This window comes from Lysinibacillus sp. FSL W8-0992, assembly GCF_038008685.1.
Taxonomy (GTDB): Bacteria; Bacillota; Bacilli; order Bacillales_A; family Planococcaceae; genus Lysinibacillus.
This window is the reverse complement of the sequence record NZ_JBBOZQ010000001.1, coordinates 1,161,558-1,187,452: the sequence shown is the minus strand read 5'-3', so window position 1 is coordinate 1,187,452 and position 25,895 is coordinate 1,161,558. Positions and strand designations below refer to the sequence as shown.

At 36.6% G+C, this 25,895-nt stretch carries 25 protein-coding genes; 7 read left to right on the top strand and 18 right to left on the bottom strand.

Going from position 1 to position 25,895, the window contains the following annotated elements:
• Positions 1–138, bottom strand: a complete 138-nt coding sequence (locus NSQ74_RS05735; RefSeq protein WP_004232019.1) for an Lmo0850 family protein — start codon at positions 136–138, stop codon at positions 1–3.
• 476 nt (positions 139–614) lie between these two features.
• On the opposite strand from NSQ74_RS05735, the gene NSQ74_RS05730 reads away from it, so the two are divergent.
• The 3 genes from NSQ74_RS05730 to cls all read left to right on the top strand — a co-directional run bounded on the left by NSQ74_RS05730 (position 615) and on the right by cls (position 4,422).
• The gene (locus NSQ74_RS05730) at positions 615–1,775 is read left to right on the top strand and encodes an MFS transporter (RefSeq protein WP_340822039.1); all 1,161 of its coding nucleotides are present in this window, start codon (positions 615–617) and stop codon (positions 1,773–1,775) included.
• 97 nt (positions 1,776–1,872) lie between these two features.
• Complete coding sequence (locus NSQ74_RS05725) at positions 1,873–2,670, top strand: YwqG family protein (protein WP_340822037.1); 798 nt, start codon at positions 1,873–1,875, stop codon at positions 2,668–2,670.
• Between the two features lie 294 nt (positions 2,671–2,964).
• Positions 2,965–4,422 (top strand): cardiolipin synthase, encoded by a 1,458-nt coding sequence (cls, locus tag NSQ74_RS05720; RefSeq protein ID WP_340822036.1) that lies wholly within the window; start codon positions 2,965–2,967, stop codon positions 4,420–4,422.
• Positions 4,423–4,644: 222 nt separating this feature from the next.
• Here the strand turns inward: cls and NSQ74_RS05715 are convergent, their stop codons facing one another.
• The 4 genes from NSQ74_RS05715 to NSQ74_RS05700 form a co-directional block, all read right to left on the bottom strand.
• Positions 4,645–5,415, bottom strand: coding sequence for a M15 family metallopeptidase (locus tag NSQ74_RS05715; protein ID WP_340822035.1), 771 nt, complete (start codon positions 5,413–5,415; stop codon positions 4,645–4,647).
• A gap of 346 nt (positions 5,416–5,761) precedes the next feature.
• Positions 5,762–6,010 carry a hypothetical protein gene (locus tag NSQ74_RS05710; protein ID WP_340822033.1) on the bottom strand — a complete coding sequence of 83 codons (249 nt, stop codon included), beginning with the start codon at positions 6,008–6,010 and terminating at the stop codon, positions 5,762–5,764.
• A 56-nt stretch (positions 6,011–6,066) separates the two neighbouring features.
• Positions 6,067–6,828, bottom strand: a complete 762-nt coding sequence (yidC, locus tag NSQ74_RS05705) for a membrane protein insertase YidC (protein WP_340822032.1) — start codon at positions 6,826–6,828, stop codon at positions 6,067–6,069.
• 229 nt (positions 6,829–7,057) lie between these two features.
• A complete protein-coding gene (locus NSQ74_RS05700) occupies positions 7,058–7,852 on the bottom strand; it encodes a helix-turn-helix transcriptional regulator (RefSeq protein WP_173479406.1) in 795 nt (264 codons plus the stop codon).
• 505 nt (positions 7,853–8,357) lie between these two features.
• On the opposite strand from NSQ74_RS05700, the gene NSQ74_RS05695 reads away from it, so the two are divergent.
• The 3 genes from NSQ74_RS05695 (at position 8,358) to NSQ74_RS05685 (ending at position 12,082) form a co-directional block, all read left to right on the top strand.
• The gene (locus tag NSQ74_RS05695; protein WP_173479405.1) at positions 8,358–9,008 is read left to right on the top strand and encodes a LytTR family DNA-binding domain-containing protein; all 651 of its coding nucleotides are present in this window, start codon (positions 8,358–8,360) and stop codon (positions 9,006–9,008) included.
• Between the two features lie 295 nt (positions 9,009–9,303).
• Positions 9,304–10,824, top strand: coding sequence for a succinate CoA transferase (locus NSQ74_RS05690; protein WP_340822029.1), 1,521 nt, complete (start codon positions 9,304–9,306; stop codon positions 10,822–10,824).
• A 106-nt stretch (positions 10,825–10,930) separates the two neighbouring features.
• Complete coding sequence (locus NSQ74_RS05685) at positions 10,931–12,082, top strand: MFS transporter (RefSeq protein ID WP_340822028.1); 1,152 nt, start codon at positions 10,931–10,933, stop codon at positions 12,080–12,082.
• Positions 12,083–12,288: 206 nt separating this feature from the next.
• Here the strand turns inward: NSQ74_RS05685 and NSQ74_RS05680 are convergent, their stop codons facing one another.
• The 13 genes from NSQ74_RS05680 to NSQ74_RS05620 all read right to left on the bottom strand — a co-directional run bounded on the left by NSQ74_RS05680 (position 12,289) and on the right by NSQ74_RS05620 (position 24,782).
• Complete coding sequence (locus NSQ74_RS05680) at positions 12,289–12,600, bottom strand: hypothetical protein (protein WP_340822027.1); 312 nt, start codon at positions 12,598–12,600, stop codon at positions 12,289–12,291.
• A 75-nt stretch (positions 12,601–12,675) separates the two neighbouring features.
• Positions 12,676–13,125 (bottom strand): GNAT family N-acetyltransferase, encoded by a 450-nt coding sequence (locus NSQ74_RS05675; RefSeq protein WP_340822025.1) that lies wholly within the window; start codon positions 13,123–13,125, stop codon positions 12,676–12,678.
• 342 nt (positions 13,126–13,467) lie between these two features.
• Positions 13,468–13,749: a GNAT family N-acetyltransferase gene (locus NSQ74_RS05670; RefSeq protein ID WP_069508933.1), complete on the bottom strand. Its 282-nt coding sequence runs from the start codon at positions 13,747–13,749 to the stop codon at positions 13,468–13,470.
• A 196-nt stretch (positions 13,750–13,945) separates the two neighbouring features.
• Positions 13,946–14,860, bottom strand: coding sequence for a DUF1002 domain-containing protein (locus NSQ74_RS05665; protein WP_340822024.1), 915 nt, complete (start codon positions 14,858–14,860; stop codon positions 13,946–13,948).
• Positions 14,861–14,993: 133 nt separating this feature from the next.
• On the bottom strand, positions 14,994–15,851 hold the full coding sequence (locus tag NSQ74_RS05660; protein WP_340822023.1) for a CvfB family protein: 858 nt from the start codon (positions 15,849–15,851) through the stop codon (positions 14,994–14,996).
• 180 nt (positions 15,852–16,031) lie between these two features.
• Complete coding sequence (mntR, locus tag NSQ74_RS05655; RefSeq protein ID WP_173479397.1) at positions 16,032–16,451, bottom strand: transcriptional regulator MntR; 420 nt, start codon at positions 16,449–16,451, stop codon at positions 16,032–16,034.
• A gap of 140 nt (positions 16,452–16,591) precedes the next feature.
• Positions 16,592–16,870: a late competence development ComFB family protein gene (locus NSQ74_RS05650; protein ID WP_173479396.1), complete on the bottom strand. Its 279-nt coding sequence runs from the start codon at positions 16,868–16,870 to the stop codon at positions 16,592–16,594.
• Between the two features lie 170 nt (positions 16,871–17,040).
• Positions 17,041–19,164 carry a heavy metal translocating P-type ATPase gene (locus NSQ74_RS05645; RefSeq protein ID WP_340822022.1) on the bottom strand — a complete coding sequence of 708 codons (2,124 nt, stop codon included), beginning with the start codon at positions 19,162–19,164 and terminating at the stop codon, positions 17,041–17,043.
• Complete coding sequence (locus NSQ74_RS05640; protein ID WP_340822021.1) at positions 19,145–19,516, bottom strand: ArsR/SmtB family transcription factor; 372 nt, start codon at positions 19,514–19,516, stop codon at positions 19,145–19,147. Before NSQ74_RS05640 ends, NSQ74_RS05645 begins: the two co-directional genes overlap by 20 nt.
• A 376-nt stretch (positions 19,517–19,892) precedes the next feature.
• A complete protein-coding gene (locus tag NSQ74_RS05635; RefSeq protein WP_340822020.1) occupies positions 19,893–22,256 on the bottom strand; it encodes a penicillin acylase family protein in 2,364 nt (787 codons plus the stop codon).
• Between the two features lie 236 nt (positions 22,257–22,492).
• Complete coding sequence (locus NSQ74_RS05630) at positions 22,493–23,248, bottom strand: exodeoxyribonuclease III (RefSeq protein ID WP_340822019.1); 756 nt, start codon at positions 23,246–23,248, stop codon at positions 22,493–22,495.
• Between the two features lie 55 nt (positions 23,249–23,303).
• Positions 23,304–24,218 carry a UDP-N-acetylmuramate dehydrogenase gene (gene murB, locus NSQ74_RS05625; RefSeq protein WP_340822017.1) on the bottom strand — a complete coding sequence of 305 codons (915 nt, stop codon included), beginning with the start codon at positions 24,216–24,218 and terminating at the stop codon, positions 23,304–23,306.
• Positions 24,219–24,476: 258 nt separating this feature from the next.
• Entirely contained in the window at positions 24,477–24,782 is a 306-nt protein-coding gene (locus NSQ74_RS05620; RefSeq protein ID WP_340822016.1) for a winged helix-turn-helix transcriptional regulator, read from the bottom strand.
• Positions 24,783–24,925: 143 nt separating this feature from the next.
• On the opposite strand from NSQ74_RS05620, the gene NSQ74_RS05615 reads away from it, so the two are divergent.
• The gene (locus NSQ74_RS05615) at positions 24,926–25,798 is read left to right on the top strand and encodes a VOC family protein (RefSeq protein WP_340822015.1); all 873 of its coding nucleotides are present in this window, start codon (positions 24,926–24,928) and stop codon (positions 25,796–25,798) included.
• The last annotated feature ends 97 nt before the right edge of the window (positions 25,799–25,895 follow it).

Sequence of the window (25,895 nt, the reverse complement as noted above, 5' to 3'; positions counted from 1 at the left end):
TTAAGCTTGAACTTGCGGAGTTTGCGTTGGAGGTGTGAGCACTTTTAAAAGTTCAAGTCGAGACTTCGTTACAGTGGCAGTCACACCCAACTTCGATAAATTCGAAACAATCTTTTTCAAATCTACTTCCTTTGTCATACATTCCACCTCAATCTTTCCTCGATTTTATATAACGTTTTATTTCCAAAAAAGTTTCAATTTTCTATGTTATAGATGTCAGACGAGTTTATCTTTATCTATCATACCATTTAACTCGCCTTTAATATTTTTCAATTTTGTTACAATGTAAATTATGTTTAATGACCATTTTTTACGGCAAAAAATAAACTGATTTGATATAACTATATTCTTTGCATATCTCATTGGTTCTATTCGTATTTCCTCATTTTTTTGACATTCAATACGGATATTTGGGACCTGTTAAAACCTCTACCAAAGGAGGGAATAGAAGAAGAAATAAATATTGTGGAATAACCGCTCAGCAAAATAAAAATCAATTTAAAAAAACTTTTTACAGTACCGAACAAAATGCTTTACCTACGTTTCCTTGTAATAGCAAGAACAAGAGAGGTAGAATATACATACTGAAATATTGTAAGAAAGCAGGAAATTAAATGATAAAACCAATTTTACTCTTAATGTCAGTACAATTTCTCGTCTACTTAGGCTTCGGAATTATTATTCCAGTCTTACCAGAAGTCATTGTGCAACAAGGCTGGCAAAACATTCATGTAGGCGGTTTACTGACAGTGTATTCACTTGCAAGTTTTTTTACTGCACCACTGTGGGGAAAGCTATCCGATAAAGTCGGAAGAAAGCAACTTATTTTAACGGGATTGGTTGGATTCAGTCTAAGCTTCGTTATCTTTTCAATATTTATTGATAATTTAACGATGCTATACGTATCACGTATCGTTGGCGGCTTATTCTCAGGTGCACTATATACAGCGGTAACAGGCTTTATCGGTGACATGTCGAGCGAGGAAGATCGTAATAAATACATGGGTTTAATGGGCATGTCCATCGGTCTAGGTTTTATCTTCGGTCCTGCAATTGGTGGCATGCTAGGTCATTATAGCTTGCAACTACCATTTATCGCATCAGCAGTTTTAATTGCGCTATTATTTATTTATGCAATTTTCGTCTTAAAAGAACCAGAAAAACGAAAAGATGTAACAAAACGTGCAATTGTACCAAAAGGTGTTGGCAAAATGCTTCAATACCGAGTTCGTTATTTATTTATGTTCTCTTTTTTAGTCACTTTTATGCTCGCAGGAGTAGAAGCAACATTCCAGCTTTTCCAAATTGATCGCATACACATAACACCATTGCAAATTGGTTATTTATTTATGTTTAGTGGTTTTGTAGATGCGGCAATACAAGGCGGTGTTGTTCGTCGTATTAAAAATGGTACGGAAACTTCTTGGCTTATTGGAGCTCAAATCGTTACTGCACTTGGTATGATTTTATTTACTTTAACAGGCAATCTATTAATGGCAGGATTTGCTCTTTGTGTATTCACAGCAGGAAATGCCCTTGCAAGAACATGTGTTGTGTCACTATCCTCCAAAGAATCTGGTGGCCAATACGGAACAGCAGCAGGCCTTTCTTATTCTATGGACAATTTAGGACGTATTCTCGGCCCTCTATTCTTTACATGGTTATTCACAATGGAATCAAATCTTGGCTACTACATTGCTGCAACAATCGCCATTATCTCAATTAGTTTAATGTTTATTTATAACGCATCAAATAAAACTTTACGCCTTGAATAATTTACTTACAAAATGTCGTACCTTATAGTAACAAACGTTTTTGATTATGTTAGTTAAAGACATCAATGTTTGAAAGTGTAAACTCGGAGGGCACTGCATGAACAAAACGATAAATTTATCTCTACCTAGAGAGCTCTACCCATTACGTTCTGAAATTGAAGATTCGCTTTCTCCAGCGATAATTATTTCGCCATCTAAACGAACAACTTCATTAACAGAAAGTAAATTTGCTGGTGAACCTTATTTACCATATTATCAAACAGTTCCAAAAGACATTACTGGTGAATCTATGCGTTTATTAGCTCAAATAAATTTTGCAGAAATACCGCTCATACAAGATTTCCCTACACAAGGTATTTTACAATTTTTTATATCATCTAATATTTTTGCCAATGCAGCGCACTATAAAGAAGATATTTTCCAACAGTTTTATAAGGTACGATTTTACCCGACAGTAGAACCCAAAATAACTATGCCATCACATAATAACCTAACACAATCCTCAAATGATTGGTTTCCTATTAATGAGGAATTAGCATTACAATTTCACTACACGCAAGAACCTGTTTCAGCGTTAGATTATCGTGCTGTGCATCATTTACCTAGCCTAATAGCAACGCAAAATTATGATGTTAATTTATATGAAATTTATTTACAGCATTTTTTAGGTGCAGGGGCAAAGATAGGTGGTTATGCATATTTTTTAGATGAGGACATTCGACATGCATCTCAGCTTTTGCAACGATATGATGTACTTTTACTACAAATAGATTCTAATGATGAATTCGGTATTATGTGGGCGGATAGTGGCGTAGGTAAGTTTTTTATCAATCGTGATAAACTTCTACAACAAGATTTTTCCGATATACTATTTCAATGGGAATGTTATTCATAAGTTAGTAAGATGCCCCGCCTTCTCTTGAAGGGGGCATCCACAGTAGTCAAAACCGGCAAGCCATACCACAGGGGAGGCTTGCCGGTTTTCTATTATAGTATGCACAGTCCATACAGCACGAATTTCAAGCATCCGTATTTATACACTTTCATTTATAGAAGCGCTGCGGATTACCTCTTTATATTTTAGGGTAATCTTTTCTATGGTGACAACAAATAGCGGACTCTTCTTTCTTTCCACCTGAAAAGTAGGCTATACTAAGTATTATATGAAAAATAGTAGAGGGGTGCAGGAATGAGCATTTTTACAGATGTAGAATATCTAGTACCTTTAGTATTAATCTTTAACATCTTATCAGCGATGACCATAATTTTTTTAGAACGTAAAGATGCCTCTTCTACATGGGCATGGATTCTCGTCCTATTTTTCTTGCCATTAGTTGGATTTATTTTATATTTACTAGTCGGCAGGCAACTGCGGAAGAAACATTTGTTTCGTTGGGAAGGGCGCAAGGATATTGGGATTGATAATCTGATTAGCTATCAAATGGATACGATTCGAGATGATACATTTGAGTTTCGTATTGAAAATGCTGAAAATTATAAAGAGATGATTTACATGCATTTAAAAACGAATAATGCCGTATTAACACAAGACAACCATATTTCTATTTTTGATGATGGTGCAGACAAATTTGAACAGCTTATAAAAGATATCGAAGCAGCAAAAGATCATATCCACATTCAATATTACATCTTTCGTTTAGACAATTTAGGTACGCGTCTCGTCGACGCAATGATTAAAAAGGCAAAACAAGGGGTTAAAGTGAGGCTCTTGTATGATGAAATGGGCTCACGTAATGTTAAAAGAAGGCATTTCAAAGAACTTCTTGAAGCGGGCGGTGAGGTTGAAGTGTTCTTCCCCTCAATATTCCCACTGCTTAATCCACGTCTAAATTTCAGAAATCACCGTAAAATCGTAGTAATTGATGGTCGTATTGGTTATATTGGGGGCTTTAATGTAGGAGATGAATACCTTGGACTTCAAAAGAAATTTGGCTATTGGAGAGATACACATTTACGTATCGAAGGTAGTGCCGTCCATCCGTTGCAAACACGCTTTCTGCTAGATTGGAATCAAGCTTGTGCACAGCAAAAAATGGGCTATTCAGATCGCTACTTCCCTGCTATTCCGAAAAAAGGTAATGTAGGCTTACAAATTGTTTCGAGCGGACCAGACTCTGAGTGGGAACAAATTAAAATTGGTTATTTAAAGCTTATTAATATGGCCAAGAGATATATTTATATTCAAACCCCTTATTTCATTCCAGATGTCAGCTTTTTAGATGCCATTAAAATTGCTACGCTTTCAGGTATTGATGTTCGTATCATGATTCCAAACAAACCGGACCACATGTTTGTTTATTGGGCTACATACTCTTATGTGGGGCAATTACTGCGCGCTGGGGCAAAAGTTTATATTTATGAAAAAGGATTTATTCATGCTAAAGCCATTATTATCGATGACGAGGCTTCTACAGTCGGAACTGCCAATATCGATGTACGAAGTTTCAGTTTAAATTTCGAAGTAAATGCTTTTATTTACGATTCAACAATTTCTCATCAGTTAGCGGAGCTATTTGAAAAGGATATTTTAGATTGCACGGAATTAACTTGGGAGATGTATCAAAATCGTTCGAACATGATCAAGTTTAAGGAATCTATCTCACGTTTACTAACACCAGTACTGTAGTAAACTACTTGTTCAAATCATGCTGATACAAAAAGAAAAAGTGTTAGATTGACTTCAAATCAATCTAACACTTTTTCTTTATTTTTGATTTTCGCTACGGGCACTTTTAAACAATTCTCCCCTGATTTAGGTAATAAAATGGGATCTCCTTTCAACACGGTCAGTTGATTGGAGCGGAAAGCACCCGCTGTAGTGGAAATCAACGATAGTAGCCTTCTATTGTTATTTCACGCCTAAATATTCTTCTAAAGTAAGGTTTTGTTCTTTAATTTTTTTCGCAATGTCGACTCCAACGAAACGGTAATGCCATGATTCATACATATAACCTGTAATGTCTTCTTTGTTTTGAGGGAATCGTAAAATGAAACCAAATTGCGCAGCATTATTAAATAACCATTGTCCAGCTGGTGTTTCTCCAAATTCCTCAGTCAACCATAAATCATCTTTGCCAACTTCACCAATATCAAATGCTAAGCCTGTTTGATGCTCAGAAAAACCTGGTCGCGCACTATAGCGGTCCGCAGCAGCCTGACCATCACGCTTAACATAGTTGTTATACAATGTTGTTTGATATTCGTATGAACGATATCCGCTAAACGCCACTAAGTTAAAACCCTGTTGCTTCGCTTCTGCTATCATCTTATTTAACGCTTGACGAGCCTCTGGACTTTCACCAGGTGCAAATGTTGATGGTAGTGGATATCTTTTATTAGCTAATAAAATACCATCAATATAAGTAGGCTCTGTTGGTATAGTTTGATTTGGGTAATAACCGTTTTCATCCGGCTGTTCTTGAGGCTCAGATGTATTATCAGGTGTTTTTGGTTGTTCTTTTGTTGGCTCATCTTCTTTGCCTTTTTGTGCTACTGGTTGTTCCTCATCAGATGCTACATTTACTTGGCTTTTTTTATAGTTTATAACTACAAAAATTGAAACGATCAATGCCACTGAAATAACAGCACCAATAATAAGTGGTAAACGACTTTTTTTCACTTTTTTTGCCCCTTTTGTACAGATACAGGGTTGCCCAACTACCAGACAGGTCGTTTCATCGAGAGTTTAAGCAACCTTAAGACCTTTAATCAATTACGCCTCGGCGTAATGGCGTCCAGATTTTTTCGAGCTTGCTCGAAAAGCTCATGTAAAAAATCCGTGACATCCGCCGGGGCTTTTAACTTGGTTCAGCAAGGTTTTGAACCCCCATAGATTTCAGTGCATATTCAAGGCATTCATCCACCACTTCTTGAAGTGGAGTACTTGTGCTGAAGCAAGTTATAACATTTTCATTTGATAGTTTTATTTTATCACTGTTCACATTTTTAAGTGAAGCTTTTCACTATTATTCTGTAAAAATGATAATAAGGACAACAATTGAAGCTATCGAGAAAAAGATAGACATATACTTCATCCATTTTGCCTCTTTAATATATCCCTGCTCCTTAAAACTTTTCGCTCTAAAACCATTAGACATGGCAAACATGATTGTCATCGCTAGTACAGCAAAGTTGAAATTTCCTAAAATGATGCATACAATTGCCGCGATACTAAAAATTGCCACAAGAATTGATGATATCCATTTTGTATTCACTCTGTTTTCCTCCTAAAAAAAATCGAGGCTACACAAGCGCCTCGACATAAATTCATTTATGATTTTGCTTTTTCGGGATGCTCCGAATAATATTTTCGACCAATATATGTTTGAAGAATTAGTAATGCTCCGCTGACAGACCAGTAAAGAGGTAGAGCTGCCATAGAGGACATAGAAATAAAGACAATCATAATTGGCGAAATGTAAATAAACATTTTCATTTGCTTTTTTTGTTGCTCAGGTACAGTCCATAAAGATACACGTGCTTGTACTAAATAAACAATCCCTGCAATAATTGTCATAACAATGTCTGGTGAACCTAAGCTAAACCATAAAAACTCATGTGATTTCACATCGGCAGAATATAAAATTGAAAAGTAGAGACCCATAATGATTGGCATTTGAATTAACATCGGTAAACAACCCATATTTAACGGATTAACACCATGCTTTTGATACAATGCCATCATTTCTTGCTGATATTGCGTTTGTTCTTCTTTTGTCTTTGCTTCCTTCATTTTCTTCTGAACGGCTTCCATTTCAGGTTTGAAGGCATCCATTTTCGATTTCATTAATTGTTGCTGACGATAGTTTTTCAACATAATCGGCATTAAGACTAAACGAATAAGGACCGTAATGGCGATAATCGCTAAACCATAGCTACCTGAAAAAATATCATTTCCGAAAAACTCCAGTAAAAATTCCATAGGTTTTACAAAAACACTATAGAAAAAGCCTTCTTTGTTCTCAACTGCTTGACAGCCGCTTAATACAAAAACAACAAGACCAAGCATTGATAATAGCTTCAAATTTTTCATTTTTCCACCTACTATTATTTTTCAACTAATGTGAAGTATACCTTATAAAGACTACCTTTATCAAATAGCAAGCGCTACTTATCAATTCTTCCTAGGTGTTTTGTAAGCTTGGAACTATGGCGATCATTTCATATAAAAAAAGATGCGCGCTTTAGCATCGCTAATACGATCGCATCTTATCAGTATGTTTTTATATTTAGCGCCAGTCATTCAATGCCCATGATTAAAATTATACGTTTTGCATCTCAGTCTCGTTCATTTCAAAACGGTAAAATTCATGGTGTAACTCATCACGGAAATGCTTAGGTGTTACACCTGTGTATTTTTTAAAAATACGTGTAAAGTAGCTCTGATTACAAAAATGGAATTGGTCTGAGATTGACGTAATGCTTTTATTTGTATGTCGTAAGTAATATTGTGATTCTTCTACTCGACGTACATTTAAATATTCAACCAATGTTATGCCCACATGTTCTCTAAAAATACGTGATAAGTGACTAGTACTAATATGGAAGTTATTCGCGATACTTTCTACTGTCAGATCATTTTCTAACTCATCATTTATATACATAATCACTTTGTTGACTGTCTGATGACGGAAAGTCGGTTGCTTTCTATCTGCGATAAAATAGACAAAGAAATCAATTAAATCATCAGCAAATTGCAAAAATTCAGCGTCTTTCATTTGGTTTTCAATCATATCATTACAAGCAATATTAAAAGCAAAGGCTTTTTTTGAAGGTACTTGATTGTCTAGCAATTTACGAGCAACAATCGACGCTAACACAGAAAAATAACCTCTCACAATTTTAATAACTTGCTTGCCAAAACGTATAGAAAGAATATCAATTAATTCATGCAAGGATTTTTTCGCCTTCGCAGATTCTAAATGATAAATTTCAAATATTAACTTTGACTCAATATTAAAAAATTCTTCTACGCCGACATATTGGTTAATATTATCGATTTCTTGGAAGTATCTTTTTGATATCGTTTCGGACATAGAATGTTGATGTAGTTGCATAATCTTCCCCATCTTTCCTCAGAGTGCACGAATTACATTACAATATTTGACATCAAATTACAATTTCAAAATAAGAAAAAAGTATTTACTTATCTATCATATGAATTGAGTCCTATTACACAATTATATATTGAATATAGCTTAAAAATAACCCAACTTAAACACCAGTCTTAAAAAAAAATATACTTTACAGTGAATTTTACCATATTCTGCGATTTCCTTTCAACCACATTTTACACATCATTCTAGTTCTTATTTATCATATAAAGATAGTTGAAACCTTGGAAACTTATTAATAGACATTTAAATTTTACCATATACATTAAAAAAGTAATTAGTAATTAATTACTCCATTTTGAATATTATGTAAGCATTTATCCTACTTTTTATTTCAGGAAACGACATATCTCTTTTTTATTCCGAAATCTTCTCTATATAATTTATACGAATATGTAGTAAAATAGATGATAATACTATTTTTAAAAGTTAAAACGAGGTGCTAATAGTGGATCCAAAACAAATAGAAGAAATCATGGAGATTATTAAGGAGTTTTTCCCTGAGAATACTTCAATCGCAATTTCTGATACAAATGAATACTTGTACTACCAACCGAGCAAAAAGGTTGATTTAAAAATTAAGCCAGGTGATCCGATTAAAGAAGGTTCAGCTGCACATAAGGCTTTAAGCTATAATCAAAAAATCAGCACGTATATCGAACCTGATGTATTTGGTGTTGCTTACTATGGTATGAGTATTCCTTTAATGGAAGAAGGAGAAACAAAAGGTGCTATCACAGCCATCTTCCCGCAAAAGCCATCTGCATTTTTAACAAACTATATTACGATTAAAATCGATGATTGTTGGTATCCAATTAAGCACGATCAAGTCATTTATCTTGAAACACAGCTTCGTAAAACATTTGTTAAAACAATGGGACGAGAAGGCTACCACCGTTTAAATTTAAGTGATCTTGAGCTATTTTTAGCACCTGACTCATTTATTAGATGTCACCGTTCTTATATTGTAAACATTGATTACATTGATGAAATTCAACCAGATTCACACTCAACTTTCTTATTAATAATGAAAGATGGTACGCGTATCCCTGTTAGTCAACGTTACGCAAGTTATTTCCGTCGTTCTTTAGGCTTCTAATTTTCTCTAGTACAGCAAGTACCTACTTCAGGATAGCTTGCTGTACTTTTTAATTTAAAGCTTGAAACCTCAGCTCTACAATAAAACGTTTTCTCTGTCGAAAAATCAGCCTTCCGCTCATTTTTTCTTCGTTTACTTAATTTAATGCTAATTATAAAGTTTTTGTGACAAATTGGTGATAGTATTAATCAAATGGTTGGAGTCATACTACAACTAAATAAACAGAAAATTCATACAGGTTTTTTCTAGTTTTGTAATCGGTTTCCATCAAAATGATTTAGGGGAGGATTTTTTTATGGATGCAAATATTCAAAAACGCCTAGGTTTAAAAGAACTTGAAAGTAAAATTGTCACTGCTGAAGCAGCAGCAGCGCTTATTTCTAACGGTGATGTAGTTGGTATGAGTGGTTTTACTCGTGCTGGGGATGCAAAAGTAGTGCCAATGGCATTAGTTGAGCGTGCAAAAAATGAAGAATTTAAAATTGATGTATACACAGGTGCATCATTAGGACCAGAAGTAGATAAATACTTAGCTGAAGCTGGTGCAATTCGTAAACGCGGACCATTCCAAGGTGACGCTGGTATCCGTAACTTAATTAACTCTGGCGATGTCCTATATGTAGACGCTCACCTTTCTCATAATGCTGAGTTAGTGCGTCAAGGAATTATCGGACCAATTAAATATTTAATTCTTGAAGCAGTTGCTATTACAGAAGATGGTTATATTATCCCAACAAACTCTGTAGGTAACTCACCAATCTTTGCTCAATACGCAGAAAATATTATTATTGAGTTAAACATTTCTCATCCAGAAGCTTTAGTAGGTATCCATGATATTTATGTTCCTGGAGAACAAGGTAATCGTGAAGCAATTCCAATGACAGATGCTATGCAACGCATTGGTGAAATCGGTATTAAAGTTGATCCAGCTAAAATTAAAGCGATTGTTATTTCTGAAGAGCCAGATGCTCCTTCATTAATCGTACCACCAGATGAAGAAACACAAGGAATGGCTAACATTCTATTAGACTTCTTCCGTGATGAAATTAAAGCGGGTCGTTTAACAAAACAATTAATGCCATTACAATCTGGCGTAGGTTCAGTAGCAAATGCTGTACTTGATGGCTTCGCAGATTCTGAATTCGAAGATTTAGTCGTTGCATCAGAAGTGCTTCAAGACGCTGTATTTAACTTAATCGATGCTGGTAAAGTTAAATTTGCAGCTGCTACTTCAATTACACTTACTGAAGAATTACAGAAAAAAGTATACGGCAATTTAGAAAAATATGCTGATAAAATTTGCTTACGTCCACAAGAAATTTCTAACCACCCTGAGCTTATCCGTCGATTGGGATTAATTTCAATCAACACTGCTCTTGAGTTAGATATCTACGGTAACGTAAACTCAACACACGTATCAGGTACTCGTATGATGAATGGTATCGGTGGTTCGGGAGACTTCGCACGTAATGCACGTCTTGGTATTTTCGTAACAAAATCTTATGCAAAAGGCGGAGCGATTTCTTCAATCGTACCAATGGTTTCTCACGTAGACCACACTGAGCATGATGTAGATGTAATCATCACTGAGCAAGGTATTGCTGACTTACGTGGTTTAGCACCAAAAGAACGTGTACCTTTAATCATTGAAAACTGTGCACACCCAGATTACAAAGAACAATTATGGGATTACTACAACCGTGCTATTGAAGCAACAGGTAACCAACAAACTCCTCATATTTTAGAAGAGGCTCTTTCTTGGCACGTAAACCTTGCGAAAAACAAAACAATGAAAAAAGAAATTGCTAAAGCTTAATTTTATCAATTCACGAATGTCTAATAAGTTCAACTTATTAGGCATTCTTTTTTTGTCGAAAATGGTATAATAAACCCACTATGTCGTAATTTGTAGTGGAGGAGTTATGAAAAAGTTTATCTATTTGATTATATTCTTTTCATTTTTTGACCTATTTACTCAGCTTCCTGTAATGAGTACATATGCAGAATCTTTAGGTGCATCTGCCTTTTTAACTGGCCTTGCCGTTGGTATGTATTCTCTTTCTAATACGTTCGGGAATATTATTTCTGGTTTTTTAACCGATCGTAAAGGACCCTTTATCATATTAATTATCGGTCTTTTAACAACAGGACTCTCACTAACATTATATAATTTAGTAGATGCACCACTTGCCCTATTAATAGTCCGCTTTATTCATGGACTAGTTGCTGGTTTTATTGTCCCTGCTGCTTTTACATTTTTAGCTAATGCTACAGAGCAAGAAAAGCGGGGCAAAGGTAGTGCCATTTCCGGAGCATTTGTAGGGATTGCAGCCATTATCGGTCCAGCTTTTAGTGGTATCCTAGCAAGTCGTACTAGTGTACCTTTTGTCTTTAATATTACTGCAAGTTTTATGCTACTGTTAGGTATCCTTTCTTTCTTTTTACTAAACTCTAATAAAGTAAAAAAAGAAAAGTCTTCTTCTAAAACCTATATCCCAATTAGTGTATTTTTTAATAATGTAGGTACGTTAAAGGCTTTCACAGGCGCATTCTTTTTAATGTTTTCACAAGGTGTCATTGCCTATTTACTACCTTTAAAGGTTCAATCTTTAGGTTTTGATTCACGCTTAAGCGGTACTTTAATGAGTGCTTTCGGTATTGTTGCTGTACTTGTATTTATATTGCCGAGTAATCGCATTTTTGATAAAGTAGCTCCAGTAAAAACATTATCGCTCGGTATTGCTTTAATGGGCTTAAGCCAAATACTGATTAGTCAGGCTGATTCAAGTACGTTACTTTATACAGCAATGGCTTGTTACGGCATTGGCTTCGGTTTATTATTCCCGTCTGTGAATTCACTATTAATTGACTCTACGACTGTTGAAATCCGTGGGAAAGCATACGGTTATTTTTATGCCTTCTTCTCATTAGGAGTAGTGTTGGGCTCCTCATTACTCGGATGGTTATCACTTGGTGTAGTCAGTGGATTCATCTTCACAGGAATTGTGTTAATCACATTCGCTGGTGTTACCCTTATTCCTAATAAAAAGGGGCAACCTCTTAATTCGCTATAAGTAAACAACTGGACTACCACTTTCGTAAAAGCCCACTTCGCTTTCCACGGGCGCATTATAAGGCGCAGCCCTCGCTATAGCGCGGCTTATTGCGTCTTACGTTCTGTAATGTTCCCGCAGGATTCTACGTGGGTTTAAAATTCAGAATTGTTTACGTGCCTGGCACTATAAAAAACCTTCTCAAAGCTAAATGAGAAGGTTTTTTATTATTTTTCTTTTTCTTGAATTTCTTCATTGTAGAAATGAACACCTGTATGTCCTCCACCTTCAGAAACCATCTCGTTTGAAGCCAGCTTTGTAGGTGCTGTCCCTGCTTCTGTAGCTACTTCAGCAGTTACACGTTCCGCGATTCTATCATCCATATTAACATTCGATGTATTCAGAAAAGATTCAAGTTTCGATTTTGCACTGTTGAACATTTCACATGCTTTATCACGATTTTCTTTTTTACTTAAATAAGATGCTGCAAATCCTGCTAATCCAGCAAGCACAACACCTGTTCCTTTACGCTTTGCCATAATAAATCCCTCCTAAAAATGATATAGAAACTAGCCTTATACTATAGCTATTCCCTATTCGGAGAGGACTAAACATTATTTTTTTGCTTGATATAGCATATCTAAATGTGGCAAGCTATCGTAAATATACGGCTCTGAGACTTGTTGAAAGCCAAAGGAACCATAAAAATTTTTTAAGTATTCTTGCGCCTGAATAAATACTTCAGAACCTGGCCATCGCTGTTCGATTGTTTCTAATGCTAATTGAATCAATTCTTTACCTAGTCCTGTCCCTCGCATCTCCTGACTAGTAATAACTCGCCCAATTGAAGCCATTTCAAATTTTTCTCCTGGGGGCAATATACGCGAATATGCGCATAATTTTCCATTCTCAACATATGATATATGTATAGAGTTTTGATCATGGTTATCTAAATCCTCATAGCATGTTTGCTGCTCAACAATAAAAACATTTACTCGTAGCTGAATAATTTTATACAGTTCTTCCGTCGTTAATTCATCGTACGTCTGTATTTTCCAAGACATTCGCAATCACTCTCCTACTCGTTATTATCACATAATTCTAATATTTTTTCGTAATTCTTTATTATTTTGCACTTATATATGATTAATACTGACAATATGAGGGAAATAATACAATAATACAAACGATAGGAGGATGTCATTTATGAAAGAATTAGATTTAGTATATGATTGGGTAGATATGGCTTCGTTAGTTGGAGGAGCAGGCTTTTTAACAGTACTTATTTACAGTGTCCTTTTTTTATAATATGTGTAAAGAAAAATTTCTATATTCAACCTAAAAAGCAATCCGCATTATAGCTCGAGGCTATGTAGCAGATTGCTTTATTTTTTTGTTTTACATTTTTATTGTTTTACATCGTCATAAGCATCCGATTTTTCAAATGCTGCGACTACATATGAACAAACAGCTACCATTTTATAATTATTTTCACGGGCATAATCTGCAGCACGATCTAATAATTTTTTTGCTACCCCTTGACCACGAAGCTTATCTGAAACGTAGGTGTGATCCATGACCATTACTTGACCTTCCTGTTTCCATGTAATTTCCGCTAACTGTTCCCCATCCTGCTTATAAACAAAAGCCAGTTTGTTTTCCGTTACATTTTGTAATTGGAATTCCATTTCTCACCACTCCTTTTTTTCATAGTACCATAGCTATTTGCATTTTTACAAAAATAGTAGATATCGTTTCGTATTTACGCACCGACTGGACATCATATTGTTTATATAAAAAAAGACTGTAAACAAAGCCAAATATTTTTGACTTTATCTACAGTCTGAAGCGCCACTACCTACCTAATAGCAGGCGCTCTTTTATTTAGTTAAACCATGTTGAAATTGTATCCTTTAAATTTGTAAAGAAATTTTTCACGCTCGTCCAGAAGCCTTCATCTTCCATTATTGCTCCAAACTTCTCTTGCAATGTATTACTAATATCATTTAGTTGATCGGACCATTTACTAAAATCAATATCTAGGTTACTAATTTTGTCCATCAGGTCAACTAATAGCTGACGATCTTTTTCGCTTAAATTTACTTCTAGCTTATCTAGCTGCTCTTGAACAATTTTTTCAACATCTTCACGCGTTTCCGGCTTTACTTCAGCAATTTGTTTTTTAATTTCTGTAAGTAATTCCGCAACCTTTGCATCATCTACACCAGCAGAATCAGCTAGTTTAGTTGCTACTGATAGTTCTTCATTGGCAACGTCTGTACGGTCTATATCTAACGTTTCGCCTGTTGTTACCTCATAGGCTTTATAAATCCCTACAAGCGCAGAGTGACCTGTTACAGGCTTTGGCGCTGCTACTTGAACCGTTGCATCCTCAATACCCGCTGTCAGCATTGCATTTGCATACATTTCTGAAGTTACTTGTGTAATGTTTGATGGTGTGACAATTTCGATAACTAAGCCTTTTCCAGCATCCTTACGCGTAATTTTTGCAGAAGAATACATACGTGAGCTTGAATTACTATCTTTAATGTATTTAGCTAAGTCATTCCCTGATACTGTTATTTCCTCAACTTCAGGATCTTCATTTACTTTTAACGATTTTTTTACAGATTCTTTTTCTTCCTCAGATAGGTTTGCGCCATATACGACAATTGGTACACCTAATTTTTCATCAATTGCTTTCGGTGGCGTATTGTCTGCTGCAAATCCCGTTGTTGGTGCCAGCACACCAAACACTAGCATCGTTGCTACTAGTATTTTCCCCCATGTTTTTTTCAAATTGTGTGACCCCTTTCGCTAGAAAAATCATTTAGCCTGTATAATGTATGTCATTATACAATTATTAGTACGAAAAAATGACGAGAAGGTTTCAGGCATGGTTCTCGTCATTTCTATATATATTTTAAAGAAATTAAATTTCTTCTGTCCAGCCATTTTGCTGTTTCACTTTACCAGCCTTCATAAGTGTACCGAGTGCACGTTTAAATGCTGCTTTACTCATATTAAAAATTTCTTTAATTTCATCTGGTGAAGACTTATCACTAAATGGCATTTTACCACCGACATCTTGCAAGTAGCTTAAAATTTGCTGTGCATCTCCTGTGATGCGCTCGTGTTTTCGAGGTAAAAGAGAGCCATTCATTGAGCCATCATCTTTTATATCAATAATACGGACCTCTACATCTTGTCCAAGACGCGGTTCCTCATAGCGTTCTGTTTCATGCACGAAAATACGATATGGTTGATCTACCCCTAGTAAAAATGTGCCCACTGGTAATAATCGATATGGACGAGCTGTAATATTTTTATTGTGCATATCTTCAAATGCACCTTCGAATAGCTCCGAAATCTTTTCTTCCGTTACTAAACGACCAAATAAATCTCCATTTCGATCTGTTCGTAATGTCATAAATACATGGTCACCTGGTTCTGGCCATACTTCTTTAACAGCAGGTAGATCCTCTGCTTCGATAAGCACTTCACGTGAAGTACCAATATCTACAAAAGCACCTTCATGCTCTACAACACGAAGAACTCGAGCCCAGCCGTATTCGCCTTGTGCAAATGCCGGAATAGCAGTAGTAGCTGCTAAATCGCCTCGTCTATCCGCAAATAAAAAAACTTCAAGACGATCCCCTACAGCTAGTGGTTCTGTGACCTCAGAAGCATTTAATGGCAGTTCAACTACCCCATTTGTTAAGATCCATTTCGATGCTTGTTGCTCTAACACTGTTAAAGTAACAACTTCACCTGATTTTAATTCGTTCATAATGTCTTCCTTTCCTTCATACCATCAATTTCGCAAAATATATAATTCCGTACTTAATGCATATACTTCAAAGCAACGAGCACAAGTTTACACAATATTGGTCATCTAAGCGTCGTCTGTAACACGGAGATTAAATTTTCCATAACAGTCGACGTAACCACAAAAGATGAATGTTTTATCTTATAAATTGTGCTGTTTTCTTGATGCTTCTAGTTTTTTTGCGATGTCTGGATTTTCTTCCATTACTTGCACAAGTTCCGCAATACGATCAATTGAATTCCAACTCAAATGATGCTCGATTCCTTCTACATCATTGTAAATACGCTCTTCATCTACACCAATGATTCGCAAAAATTGTTCTAGCAGTTCATGTCGCTGCACAAGACGTTTTCCAAGTTGTTCTCCTCTTGGCGTCAATGTAAGTCCACGATATTTTTCATAAACTAAATAACCATCTTTATCTAATTTTTGAACCATCTTAGTAACAGAAGAAGGAAGAACAGATAATGCTTCAGCAATGTCAGACACTCGAGCATAACCTTTATTAGCGATCAATAAATATATTTGTTCGATATGGTCCTCCATACTAGGTGTTGGCATATCTTATTCCCTCTCTTTCCTATTCTTACTCTCTAGTTTACTACAAGCTTGCCTTAAAAGTTAACTGAAAATACATAACCAAGATAAACACTTCTTTGAAACATAAAAAAAGCCTACTTCACTATAGAAGTGGGCTCTTTTTAATGTCGAGGATACTTATTTACCACATGTAATGCATGAATAATTTCTCTGTTAATCAACTCGATATTTTCAGGAGTATTCAATGCTTTAAATGCTTCATCTCGCGTTTCCATAGATGTAACATACTTACTAGCCAAAGCATTTAATGCAAGTGCCACTGTATCAAATTCGCAGTTTTGACATTTACAAAATGTTTGATATTCTGGTCCCCGAAGCAGAAAACTTACTAAACCACGCACAATTTCCTCTGTAACATTTACTAAAATAGGTTCTGACATATAAAACTTTCGCCTCATTTATAATGTATTGTTACATTTTTCCTCTATTAATAATAACGTGAATTTTAATGCTTTTCAAGAATCGCTAGTAGCATCTATACAACAATAATAAATAAACATTGGAATGATTATTTACCTACAGAGAAAAACATCGCACATCCTTATACCTATTATTTTCTCGTTTTAATAAGCCTTAAAGAATTGAAAACAACGAGTAATGTTGCACCCATATCTGCAAAAATGGCAATCCATAATGTTAACCATCCTGGAATAACGAGTAATAGGGCAATTAATTTTAAAGCTAGTGCAAATATAATGTTTTCTTTAATAATTCGTAATGTTTTTCTGCTTAAAGCTATCGTATATGGTAATTTTGTTAAATCGTCACCCATGAGTGCAATATCAGCTGTCTCCAACGCGGCATCTGTACCTGCACCACCCATTGCAATCCCTACATTAGCCGAAGCCAATGCTGGCGCATCATTCACACCATCTCCGACCATTGCGACAGCTCCGTATTTCGTGCGTAATTCTTTAATAGCAGATAGTTTTTCCGCTGGAAGTAACCCTGCTCTTACATCACTCATACCTAATGTAGAGGCAATCGCTTCAGCAGTTGATTTGGCATCTCCTGTTAGCATCACAGTATGCTTAACCTTTAAAGCACTTAATTTTTCTAGCACTTTTTTACTTTCCACGCGCAATTGATCAGCAATAGCTATTAATCCTATAAATTGACCATCACTAACAGCTGCTACTACAGTCTTACCCTGTTTTTGAAGTTTATTAACCTGTTCCTTTATCGTGTCATCAACTGTCGCTAACGATAAAATCCAATTCATGCTACCAACGTAAACCTTCTGACCATCTACCGTTGCATAAGCACCCTTACCAGTTACGGATTGAAAATCTGTCGGAACAAGCTCTGTCAGCTCTTTATCATGTAACGCCTTCAATATCGCTTTTGCTAATGGATGCTGAGATTGCTTTTCAACTGCTGCTACAAGCTGCAATACATCATTCTCTAGCAATCCCTTATGTGTAACAATATCTGTTACGACAGGCGTTCCTTTTGTTAATGTCCCTGTTTTATCAAATGCAACTGCATCTATATGACCTAATTGCTCTAAATGAATACCACCTTTTATAAGAACGCCTTGTCTTGCAGCATTCCCAATAGCAGTTACGATTGCCACTGGCGTGGAAACAACAAGCGCACATGGACATCCGACAACAAGTACTGCCAATCCTTGATAAATCCAGTGTTGCCAATCTCCTACAAATAAAGGTGGAACAATCGCTACAAGAAGCGCCACAAGCATGATTGCTGGTGTATAGTATTTAGCAAAACGATCTACAAATTGTTGGGATGGAGCCTTTTCTGCCTGTGCCTCCTCCACTAAATGAATAATCTTCGCAATCGTTGTATCCTCTACACGTTTCGTTACACGTACCTCTAATGCGCCTTCTTCATTCAACGTTCCTGCAAATACCTCATCACCGACTGATTTGTTGACAGGAATTGATTCACCTGTAATGGCTGCCTGATTAACCGCGGATAGCCCCGTAAGCACAATGCCATCCATTGCAATTTTTTGACCAGGCTTCACCATTAAAATATCGCCAATTTCAATTTGTTCTGTTGCCAATTCCATCTCGTGGAAGTGCTCACCATGCGCTCGTTTAATAGTGGCAGTTGGCGGAGCAATATCCATTAGCTGACGAATTGATTGACGTGCCTTATCCATTGAATAGGCTTCAAGTGCCTCACTCACTGCGAATAAAAAGACAACAACTGCCGCTTCTTCCCACTCACCAATTATTGCAGCGCCAATTATCGCAATGGTCATAAGCGTTTTCATATCAAATTCTAGTCGCGCAAGATTGCGGAAGCCTGTTTTAAAAATCTTTACGCCTCCAACGATAATCGCAATGATAAACATAGCAATCGTCAACAAGTCTTCTTCTCCACGAACAGAAGATAATAGATAGCCAACTACAACGAATAGCAGTGAGACACTAGCTAGTATGTTCTCCATTTTCTTATAAAAAGGAATTGTTGCTTCACTTGCTTTTGCCGCAGATTGTGACACTTTAATGCCATCAAATGCCCCTGCTTCTTCTATTTGATCAACACTAACTGCCCCTACAATCATTAATTTAGAAGCTCCAAAGTTCACTTGTGCATCTTGAACGTCAGGAAGAGCTTTTACATTTTTTTCGAATTTAGCTGCACAGCTAGCACAGGATAAGTTTTGTAGACGATACTCTTGCTTACTTGGTGTCACTGCCATTGGCAATCCCTTCTTTCGCATGTTCATAGGCAATCGTTACAATTTGGTATACATGCTCGTCGGCTAAAGCGTAATACATTTGCTTCCCCTTACGATGCGATTTCGCTAAACTATGTTCTTTTAAATATCGTAAATGATGCGATGCTGTCGCTACAGATGAACCTATTATTGTCGCAACATCGCAAACACATAATTCATCCTCTACCGTTAAGGCATACGCTATTTTGAGTCTTGTTTCATCAGATAATGCCTTTAAAAATTTGGCTACACCTGATAAGTCTGGCATTTGCTGCTGTACCTTTGTGACCGCTTGTTCATTAACATGCGTCACTTCACATACTTCTTTCGTCATTTCCTCACCTCATTCAAATATTCGTTTGATTGTTTTTAATATAGCATAATATTCCATCATATTCAAACAGACATTTGAATGTATAGGATTACTATCACGAAAGTAAAATAAATTGTTTGCGTGCCTGGCACTTAGCTAGCATAATGTGGGCTTCTATATCGGAAAATCCATTCACTTTCTACGGGCACGACGTAAGCTGCAACCCTTGCTAACGCGTGGATTATTGCATCTTACGCTACGTAGGTTCCCGCAGGAGTCTACGTAGATTTCTACTTAGGAAGGTATATAAATTGTTTGCGTGCCTGACACCTTCTAAACTGGCACCTTCCGCTCAACAAAAAAATCAGCGCATAAAAACATGCGCTGATCGTTTCTATTAGTGAGATTTTAATAATACAGTTTTACCCTTAATATCTTCCTTTTTGACAAACGTTTCATGATAATTACCATTTGCCCAGTCCATTACTTGATCTTGATACCAATCCGATTTCACGTGACCGCTTTGGCCAGGCCCTACAATATGGTAAGCAGAGCTTAAATCACCTACATCAGCAACAAAACGCCATGATGCACCGTGATTAACGTTGCCCGCTAAATCATTATCTGCTGCCTGCACCGTCACCTTCGAGCCACCAACTGGAACCTTCTTAGCATTAAAGTATGCAGCAAGTATCGGTGAAGCACTGCCTAATGTATGATCAAACGTTAGTTGGTGGAAGTCACCCCATTGCCATTTCGATACATTTTTCCCGAACTGATTTTCAATTTGTGTAATAGAGCGCTCTAGCGCCTCAAAGACTGTGGCATCTACACCACCTTGCTCTTCCATCCAAATACTTCTCTCGCCTGCATATGCTTTACGTAGAAGCTGATCAGTAATATTAAATTTACCGTACATCATTTTATACATATCTTCTGGCATCTGCTCTTTAAACAATACTTCTTGTAATTGCACCATTAACGTATGGAACACTAACGGAGCACCTAAATCTTGGGCATCCACCATGTTCCAATCCTCTAACAATGTAATGACTTCAGTATACTTCCCATCCTTATCCATCTTTTTAATAGACGTTAATAAATCCGGTAAAAATTCACGTGCATATAGATTATGCTGATCCATTTGCAGATTCATCATATCCTCAACTGTTATTGAATCATTCGCTTCTAGCACTTCTTTAATCCGTTCAAAGCGATAAGGCTGCGCCCAAAAATCTGTAATATGATATGGATATTCGTCGCCAATAACCTCATTATTTGCGGTTGCAATAAAGCCTTCTTCTGGATTGACAACAGTCGGTAACTCATTCCAAGGAATAAAACCTTCCCAGCCATAATCACTTGAGTCACCAGGTACTGGTAATTGTCCATCCCCTTGCTTTCGCAGTGGAATTTGGCCGTTAGCTTTATAAGCTATCGTGCCATCCTTAGAGGCAAAAACAAAGTTTTGTGCGGGTGCTTTAAAATCTTCTAAAGCCTTCTCAAACTCACTCCAAGATTTCGACTTATTAAAACCAAGCACTGCTCGTAATTCAGCAGTTGGTTGAAGTGCTGTCCACTGCATTGAAAATTGGGCTGAAGGCTCCGTTTCTTTAAACATTAAATCTGTCATAATTGGGCCATGGCGTGTAACAATTACTTCAAAGTCTACCGTTTCTCCATCCTTTACCTTTATCGACTCGTCACGAACCTCTGCTTGTTCCCACTCACCGTCATAGCGGAATTGTGTTGGATTATCTGGATTTGGAATTTCAATATATAAATCCTGTACATCAGGGCCTACATTCGTTACCCCCCATGCAATTTCTTCGTTATGACCTAAAATAATGCCTGGAATTCCCGCAAATATTACACCACTAACATTTTGTTCTGGTGATTGTAAATGCATTTGATACCAAATAGATGGTGTACTTAACCCTAGATGAGGGTCATCAGCTAATATTGGCTTTCCTGACTTTGTTTTATCGCCAGATACAACCCAGTTATTACTGCCATTAAATTCATTGGGCAATAACTCAGCATTAAACTGCCCTACTACAGACACTGGATTTTCTTTATTTGCCTCGATAATCGATGATGCATTTTCAGGATACTTAATAAATAATTCCTTTGCCTTTTCTTCATCAAAGTTTTGTAAAGCCCAATGGCGGAAGGCCAGCGTATTCCAATTTCCCCCTAAATCATAAGCCATATATTTTCCGATTGTTAAAGAGTCTACAACAGTCCATTCTTCTGGCTCGTAACCTAGTAACGCAAATTCATAGCTTAACGTATTCGTACTCTTCGCCTCTTCCATAAAGGCGTTTACTCCCTCTGCAAACCATTCAAGAACTTGCTTGCTCGCTGGATCATACGCTGCTAATGATTTTTCAGCAGCATTACGAAGACTAAATGTACGAAAATGCTTATCTGTCTCAACCGTCGCCTCGCCAATGATTTCCGACAGGCGTCCACTAGCCTGCCTACGTGCTAAATCCATTTGAAACAGACGATCCTGCGCTTGTACATAGCCTTGTGCCCGATACAAATCCGCATCTGTCTCGGCAAATATATGAGGAACCCCTTTGTCATCCCTTGTCACAGTCACATCTTGATCGAGCATGCTAACTGCGAGCTCTCCATCAATAATCGGTTTTGATTTATTCATAAACCAAGTAAAGACAATAAAAGATGTTATTGCGACTACCGCCAACACACCAGCGATTGCCAATAACCACTTTTTCCACTTAAACTTTCTCACCTTACAACCCCCTCTATAAGCAATATATTCTTTATTTGGCTTCTCAAATCCTTTTCTACAATCAGAATAACCTCAAATTTTATCGAATTTTGCTGTATTGCGCACTTTTTTTCTACATTTAATCACAAGCAATTCTTTTAATACAACAAAAAACCGTATTTCCAAATGGATAATACGGTTCTCAAAAAAGTGACAGGCACTCAAACAATTCTCAAACAATTTCAAATAAAAAAAGGCTATACATTCAGTTGAAGTTCGATTGGGCAATGATCACTGCCCATTATATGTGGATGTATTGTCGCTACATCAATTTGTTCCTTTAAACGTTCAGACACAATAAAATAATCAATGCGCCATCCAATATTTCGTTCACGAACTTTATTCATATAAGACCACCACGTATAATGATCGGTCACATCTGGATGCTTGTAGCGGAAAGAATCTACAAAGCCACCTGCTAATAAATCTGTCATTTTAGCTCGTTCTTCATATGTAAAACCCGAATTCCCTATATTTGATTTTGCATTTTTTAAATCAATATCAGCATGGGCAACATTCAAATCTCCACAATAAATGACTGGTTTTTTCGCATCAAGTTCTTTTAAATACAACGCTAAGCGATCCTCCCAGTCTAGTCGAAAAGGTAATCTTGCTAGATCACGTTGCGCATTTGGTGTATAAACATTTACCAAATAAAAGTTTTCATATTCTAATGTAATAATTCTTCCTTCATCCTGCGACTCGTCCTCACCAACACCGTAGTGCACAAATAGAGGTGTATGTTTCGTAAAAATTGCGGTACCTGAATAACCTTTCTTCTGAGCGTAATTCCAATATTGCTCATAACCTTGTAATGCAAGCTCTACCTGCCCTGCTTGGCATTTTGATTCCTGAATACAAAAGAAATCTGCCTCCACACTATTAAAAAAGTCTAAAAAACCTTTCCCCAAACAAGCTCGTATACCATTCACATTCCATGAAATAAATTTCATCCATTCCCACTCCTCAAAAAAACGCCCTTCGCCAAAGCGAAGAGCGGCATTGTTTTTATAGGTCGTCACCGACTATTTTCACTTCTGTTTCCAAATCAACATTATACTTTTCTTTCACAACTCGTTGTACCATTTTAATCGTTGCGATATAGTCAGTAGCCGTAGCATTTCCTTTATTGACAATAAAACCGGCATGTTTTGTAGAAACTTCTGCTCCACCTACCCCTTTTCCTTGTAGGCCACTATCCTGAATAAGCTTGCCTGCAAAGTGTCCTGGCGGGCGTTTAAAAACGCTACCAGCTGAAGGATACTCTAGTGGTTGCTTTGATTCACGTTGAAACGTTAAATCAGCAATTTTTGCATCAATTTCTTCCTGTACTCCTGGAGCTAATTGAAACTCAGAAGACAGTACATAATAACCTTTTTTGGCTATACTACTTTGACGGTAACCTAATTCTAGCTCTTCTTTTGATAAAATTAAAATTTCTCCTTCTTTTGTTAAAACTTTTGAAGAAATAATAATATCTTTTATTTCGCCACCATAAGCACCTGCATTCATCGCCATCGCTCCACCAATAGAGCCTGGGATACCACACGCAAATTCAAAACCAGTAAGAGATGCTGCAGCGGCAAGCTTTGATACATCTTTAATGAGTGCACCACTTTGTGCATAGACATGTTCGCCATTAATATGAATTTCATCTAAATGTGAGAATGTCACAACAATCCCTCGCATGCCTCCATCTCGGACAACCATGTTAGATCCATTTCCTAACATTAATAATGGAATATTATTTAAATGTGCATAGCGAATAACTGCAATTGCTTCTTCCTCTGTTTCAGGAAGAACAAAAACATCCGCTTTACCACCTAATTTTGTCATTGTATAGTGCTGTAATAATTCATCTAACTTAATATTGGCCGGATTTATGTTTTGTGCTAAATCCGCAGCCCATTGTTCTTTTGTCATGAGAGCTAATTCCTTTCTAACGTCCTTCTTACTCTACACTAGTATGGATTTAGAACCTCGATTTGACAAGTAAAATGAAGGGTATTTTTTGCGCTTTAACGGGCAGTTTGTTGTCCTTTTCAGTTATCCTCTGTATTTTTCAGAACATCCGGGACTTTGTAACTGCCCGACTTATCCAACTAATCATCTAAGAAAAATAGCTTTCACTTGATGAAGTCTAACTATATCGCGCATTCAACTGACATTTAGTTTCGAATACTATAGCCAGTTAGTAGCCCATGATTCAATATTACGAATAGCACCTTCTAATGCTTGACCTTTATCCGTTAAAGAATATTCTACTCGCACAGGCACCTCTGAAAATACTTTGCGCTCAACAAGCCCCTCTTTTTCAAGTTCCTTTAAACGTTCAGATAATAAACGGCCACTTACAGGCAATGCTGATTCAATTTCATTGAAACGCTGCGATCCGTCTAATAATTGATATAAAATTAGCCCAGTCCAGCGTTTTCCGATTAAATCCATTGCCTTAGCTAAACGAGGACATAAAGTTGTCTCATTCATATTTTTCACCTCTTATGTATTCTATTGTAACGATTAATTTAGTAAAAGTAAATTTAAAGTAACTTATTTACTTGACGTAATGTGTTTACTATTCTATATTTAATTACAAAAAGTAACTTATATATTTGGAGGATTTATTCGCTATGACATTTAAAATTGATGCAAATTTAGAGCTTGAGCATTTACATTTACTTGTACAGTCACTAGAAACAATGACTAATTTCTATAAAAAACTTGGACTTCAAGTCCTCAACCAAACGACAACACAAGTGACATTTTCAATCCCAGGCAATACGAAACCCATTTTAGTATTATCAACAGAAGAAAGTGTAGCGATTCGTCCACCTCGTACGACTGGTTTATTCCACTTCGCTATTTTAGTTCCTTCTCGAGAGGATTTAGCATATGTGATTGGCAATTTGTTAAACACAGGTGTAGCTATAACAGGGGCTGGTGATCATATTTATTCGGAAGCCTTTTACTTAAACGATCCTGAAGGTAACGGAATAGAAATCTATCATGATCGCCCTCGTACTGAATGGATTAGCGATGGTCATGGTGGGCTCATAACTGGCACAGAGGCAGTGGATATAGAAGGCGTAATGGCATTATATGACCGTCAGCGTCCATGGGTAGGTTTCCCTAAAGGAACAGTATTAGGTCACATCCATTTAAATGTGAGCGTTATAAATGAAGCAACAACTTACTTCTATATAGATGCACTTGGTTTTGATATTATGACTAATTTCCACGATAGCGCACTCTTCATTTCTGCTGGTGGTTATCATCATCATATCGCGGTAAATATATGGCAAGGCGTAGGTGCTCCCGTTCCACCAAAACAAACTACGGGTTTACTCAGCTACACATTCGCCCTTTCTTCACATGAAGAACTACAAAAGCTGTTGAATAATTTAAAGGAAAAACAAATTCCGTATACTTTCGAAAACGATCAGTTAGTAGTTGTAGATTTCAATGATGATGCAATGATTTTTTACGTTCGCCAGTTTATATAAAGTACAACGGTTTTTAATTTCTACAATAATTGCTCGTGTTAAAAGCTTTTATACATCATAAAAAGGAGAGCTACGATGACTAATCGTACTCTCCTTT

Coding starts and splice junctions, on each gene's coding strand:
- murB (WP_340822017.1), bottom strand. CDS start 24,218: ATGACAAAAGAACAATGGGCTGCGGATTTAGCACAAAACATAAATCCG.
- NSQ74_RS05680 (WP_340822027.1), bottom strand. CDS start 12,600: ATGGCAAAGCGTAAAGGAACAGGTGTTGTGCTTGCTGGATTAGCAGGA.
- NSQ74_RS05735 (WP_004232019.1), bottom strand. CDS start 138: ATGACAAAGGAAGTAGATTTGAAAAAGATTGTTTCGAATTTATCGAAG.
- NSQ74_RS05700 (WP_173479406.1), bottom strand. CDS start 7,852: ATGCAACTACATCAACATTCTATGTCCGAAACGATATCAAAAAGATAC.
- NSQ74_RS05730 (WP_340822039.1), top strand. CDS start 615: ATGATAAAACCAATTTTACTCTTAATGTCAGTACAATTTCTCGTCTAC.
- NSQ74_RS05690 (WP_340822029.1), top strand. CDS start 9,304: ATGGATGCAAATATTCAAAAACGCCTAGGTTTAAAAGAACTTGAAAGT.
- NSQ74_RS05650 (WP_173479396.1), bottom strand. CDS start 16,870: ATGTCAGAACCTATTTTAGTAAATGTTACAGAGGAAATTGTGCGTGGT.
- NSQ74_RS05725 (WP_340822037.1), top strand. CDS start 1,873: ATGAACAAAACGATAAATTTATCTCTACCTAGAGAGCTCTACCCATTA.
- yidC (WP_340822032.1), bottom strand. CDS start 6,828: ATGAAAAATTTGAAGCTATTATCAATGCTTGGTCTTGTTGTTTTTGTA.
- cls (WP_340822036.1), top strand. CDS start 2,965: ATGAGCATTTTTACAGATGTAGAATATCTAGTACCTTTAGTATTAATC.
- NSQ74_RS05640 (WP_340822021.1), bottom strand. CDS start 19,516: ATGACGAAAGAAGTATGTGAAGTGACGCATGTTAATGAACAAGCGGTC.
- NSQ74_RS05670 (WP_069508933.1), bottom strand. CDS start 13,749: ATGGAATTCCAATTACAAAATGTAACGGAAAACAAACTGGCTTTTGTT.
- NSQ74_RS05685 (WP_340822028.1), top strand. CDS start 10,931: ATGAAAAAGTTTATCTATTTGATTATATTCTTTTCATTTTTTGACCTA.
- NSQ74_RS05675 (WP_340822025.1), bottom strand. CDS start 13,125: ATGTCTTGGAAAATACAGACGTACGATGAATTAACGACGGAAGAACTG.
- NSQ74_RS05645 (WP_340822022.1), bottom strand. CDS start 19,164: ATGGCAGTGACACCAAGTAAGCAAGAGTATCGTCTACAAAACTTATCC.
- NSQ74_RS05620 (WP_340822016.1), bottom strand. CDS start 24,782: ATGAATGAGACAACTTTATGTCCTCGTTTAGCTAAGGCAATGGATTTA.
- NSQ74_RS05630 (WP_340822019.1), bottom strand. CDS start 23,248: ATGAAATTTATTTCATGGAATGTGAATGGTATACGAGCTTGTTTGGGG.
- NSQ74_RS05615 (WP_340822015.1), top strand. CDS start 24,926: ATGACATTTAAAATTGATGCAAATTTAGAGCTTGAGCATTTACATTTA.
- NSQ74_RS05660 (WP_340822023.1), bottom strand. CDS start 15,851: ATGAACGAATTAAAATCAGGTGAAGTTGTTACTTTAACAGTGTTAGAG.
- mntR (WP_173479397.1), bottom strand. CDS start 16,451: ATGCCAACACCTAGTATGGAGGACCATATCGAACAAATATATTTATTG.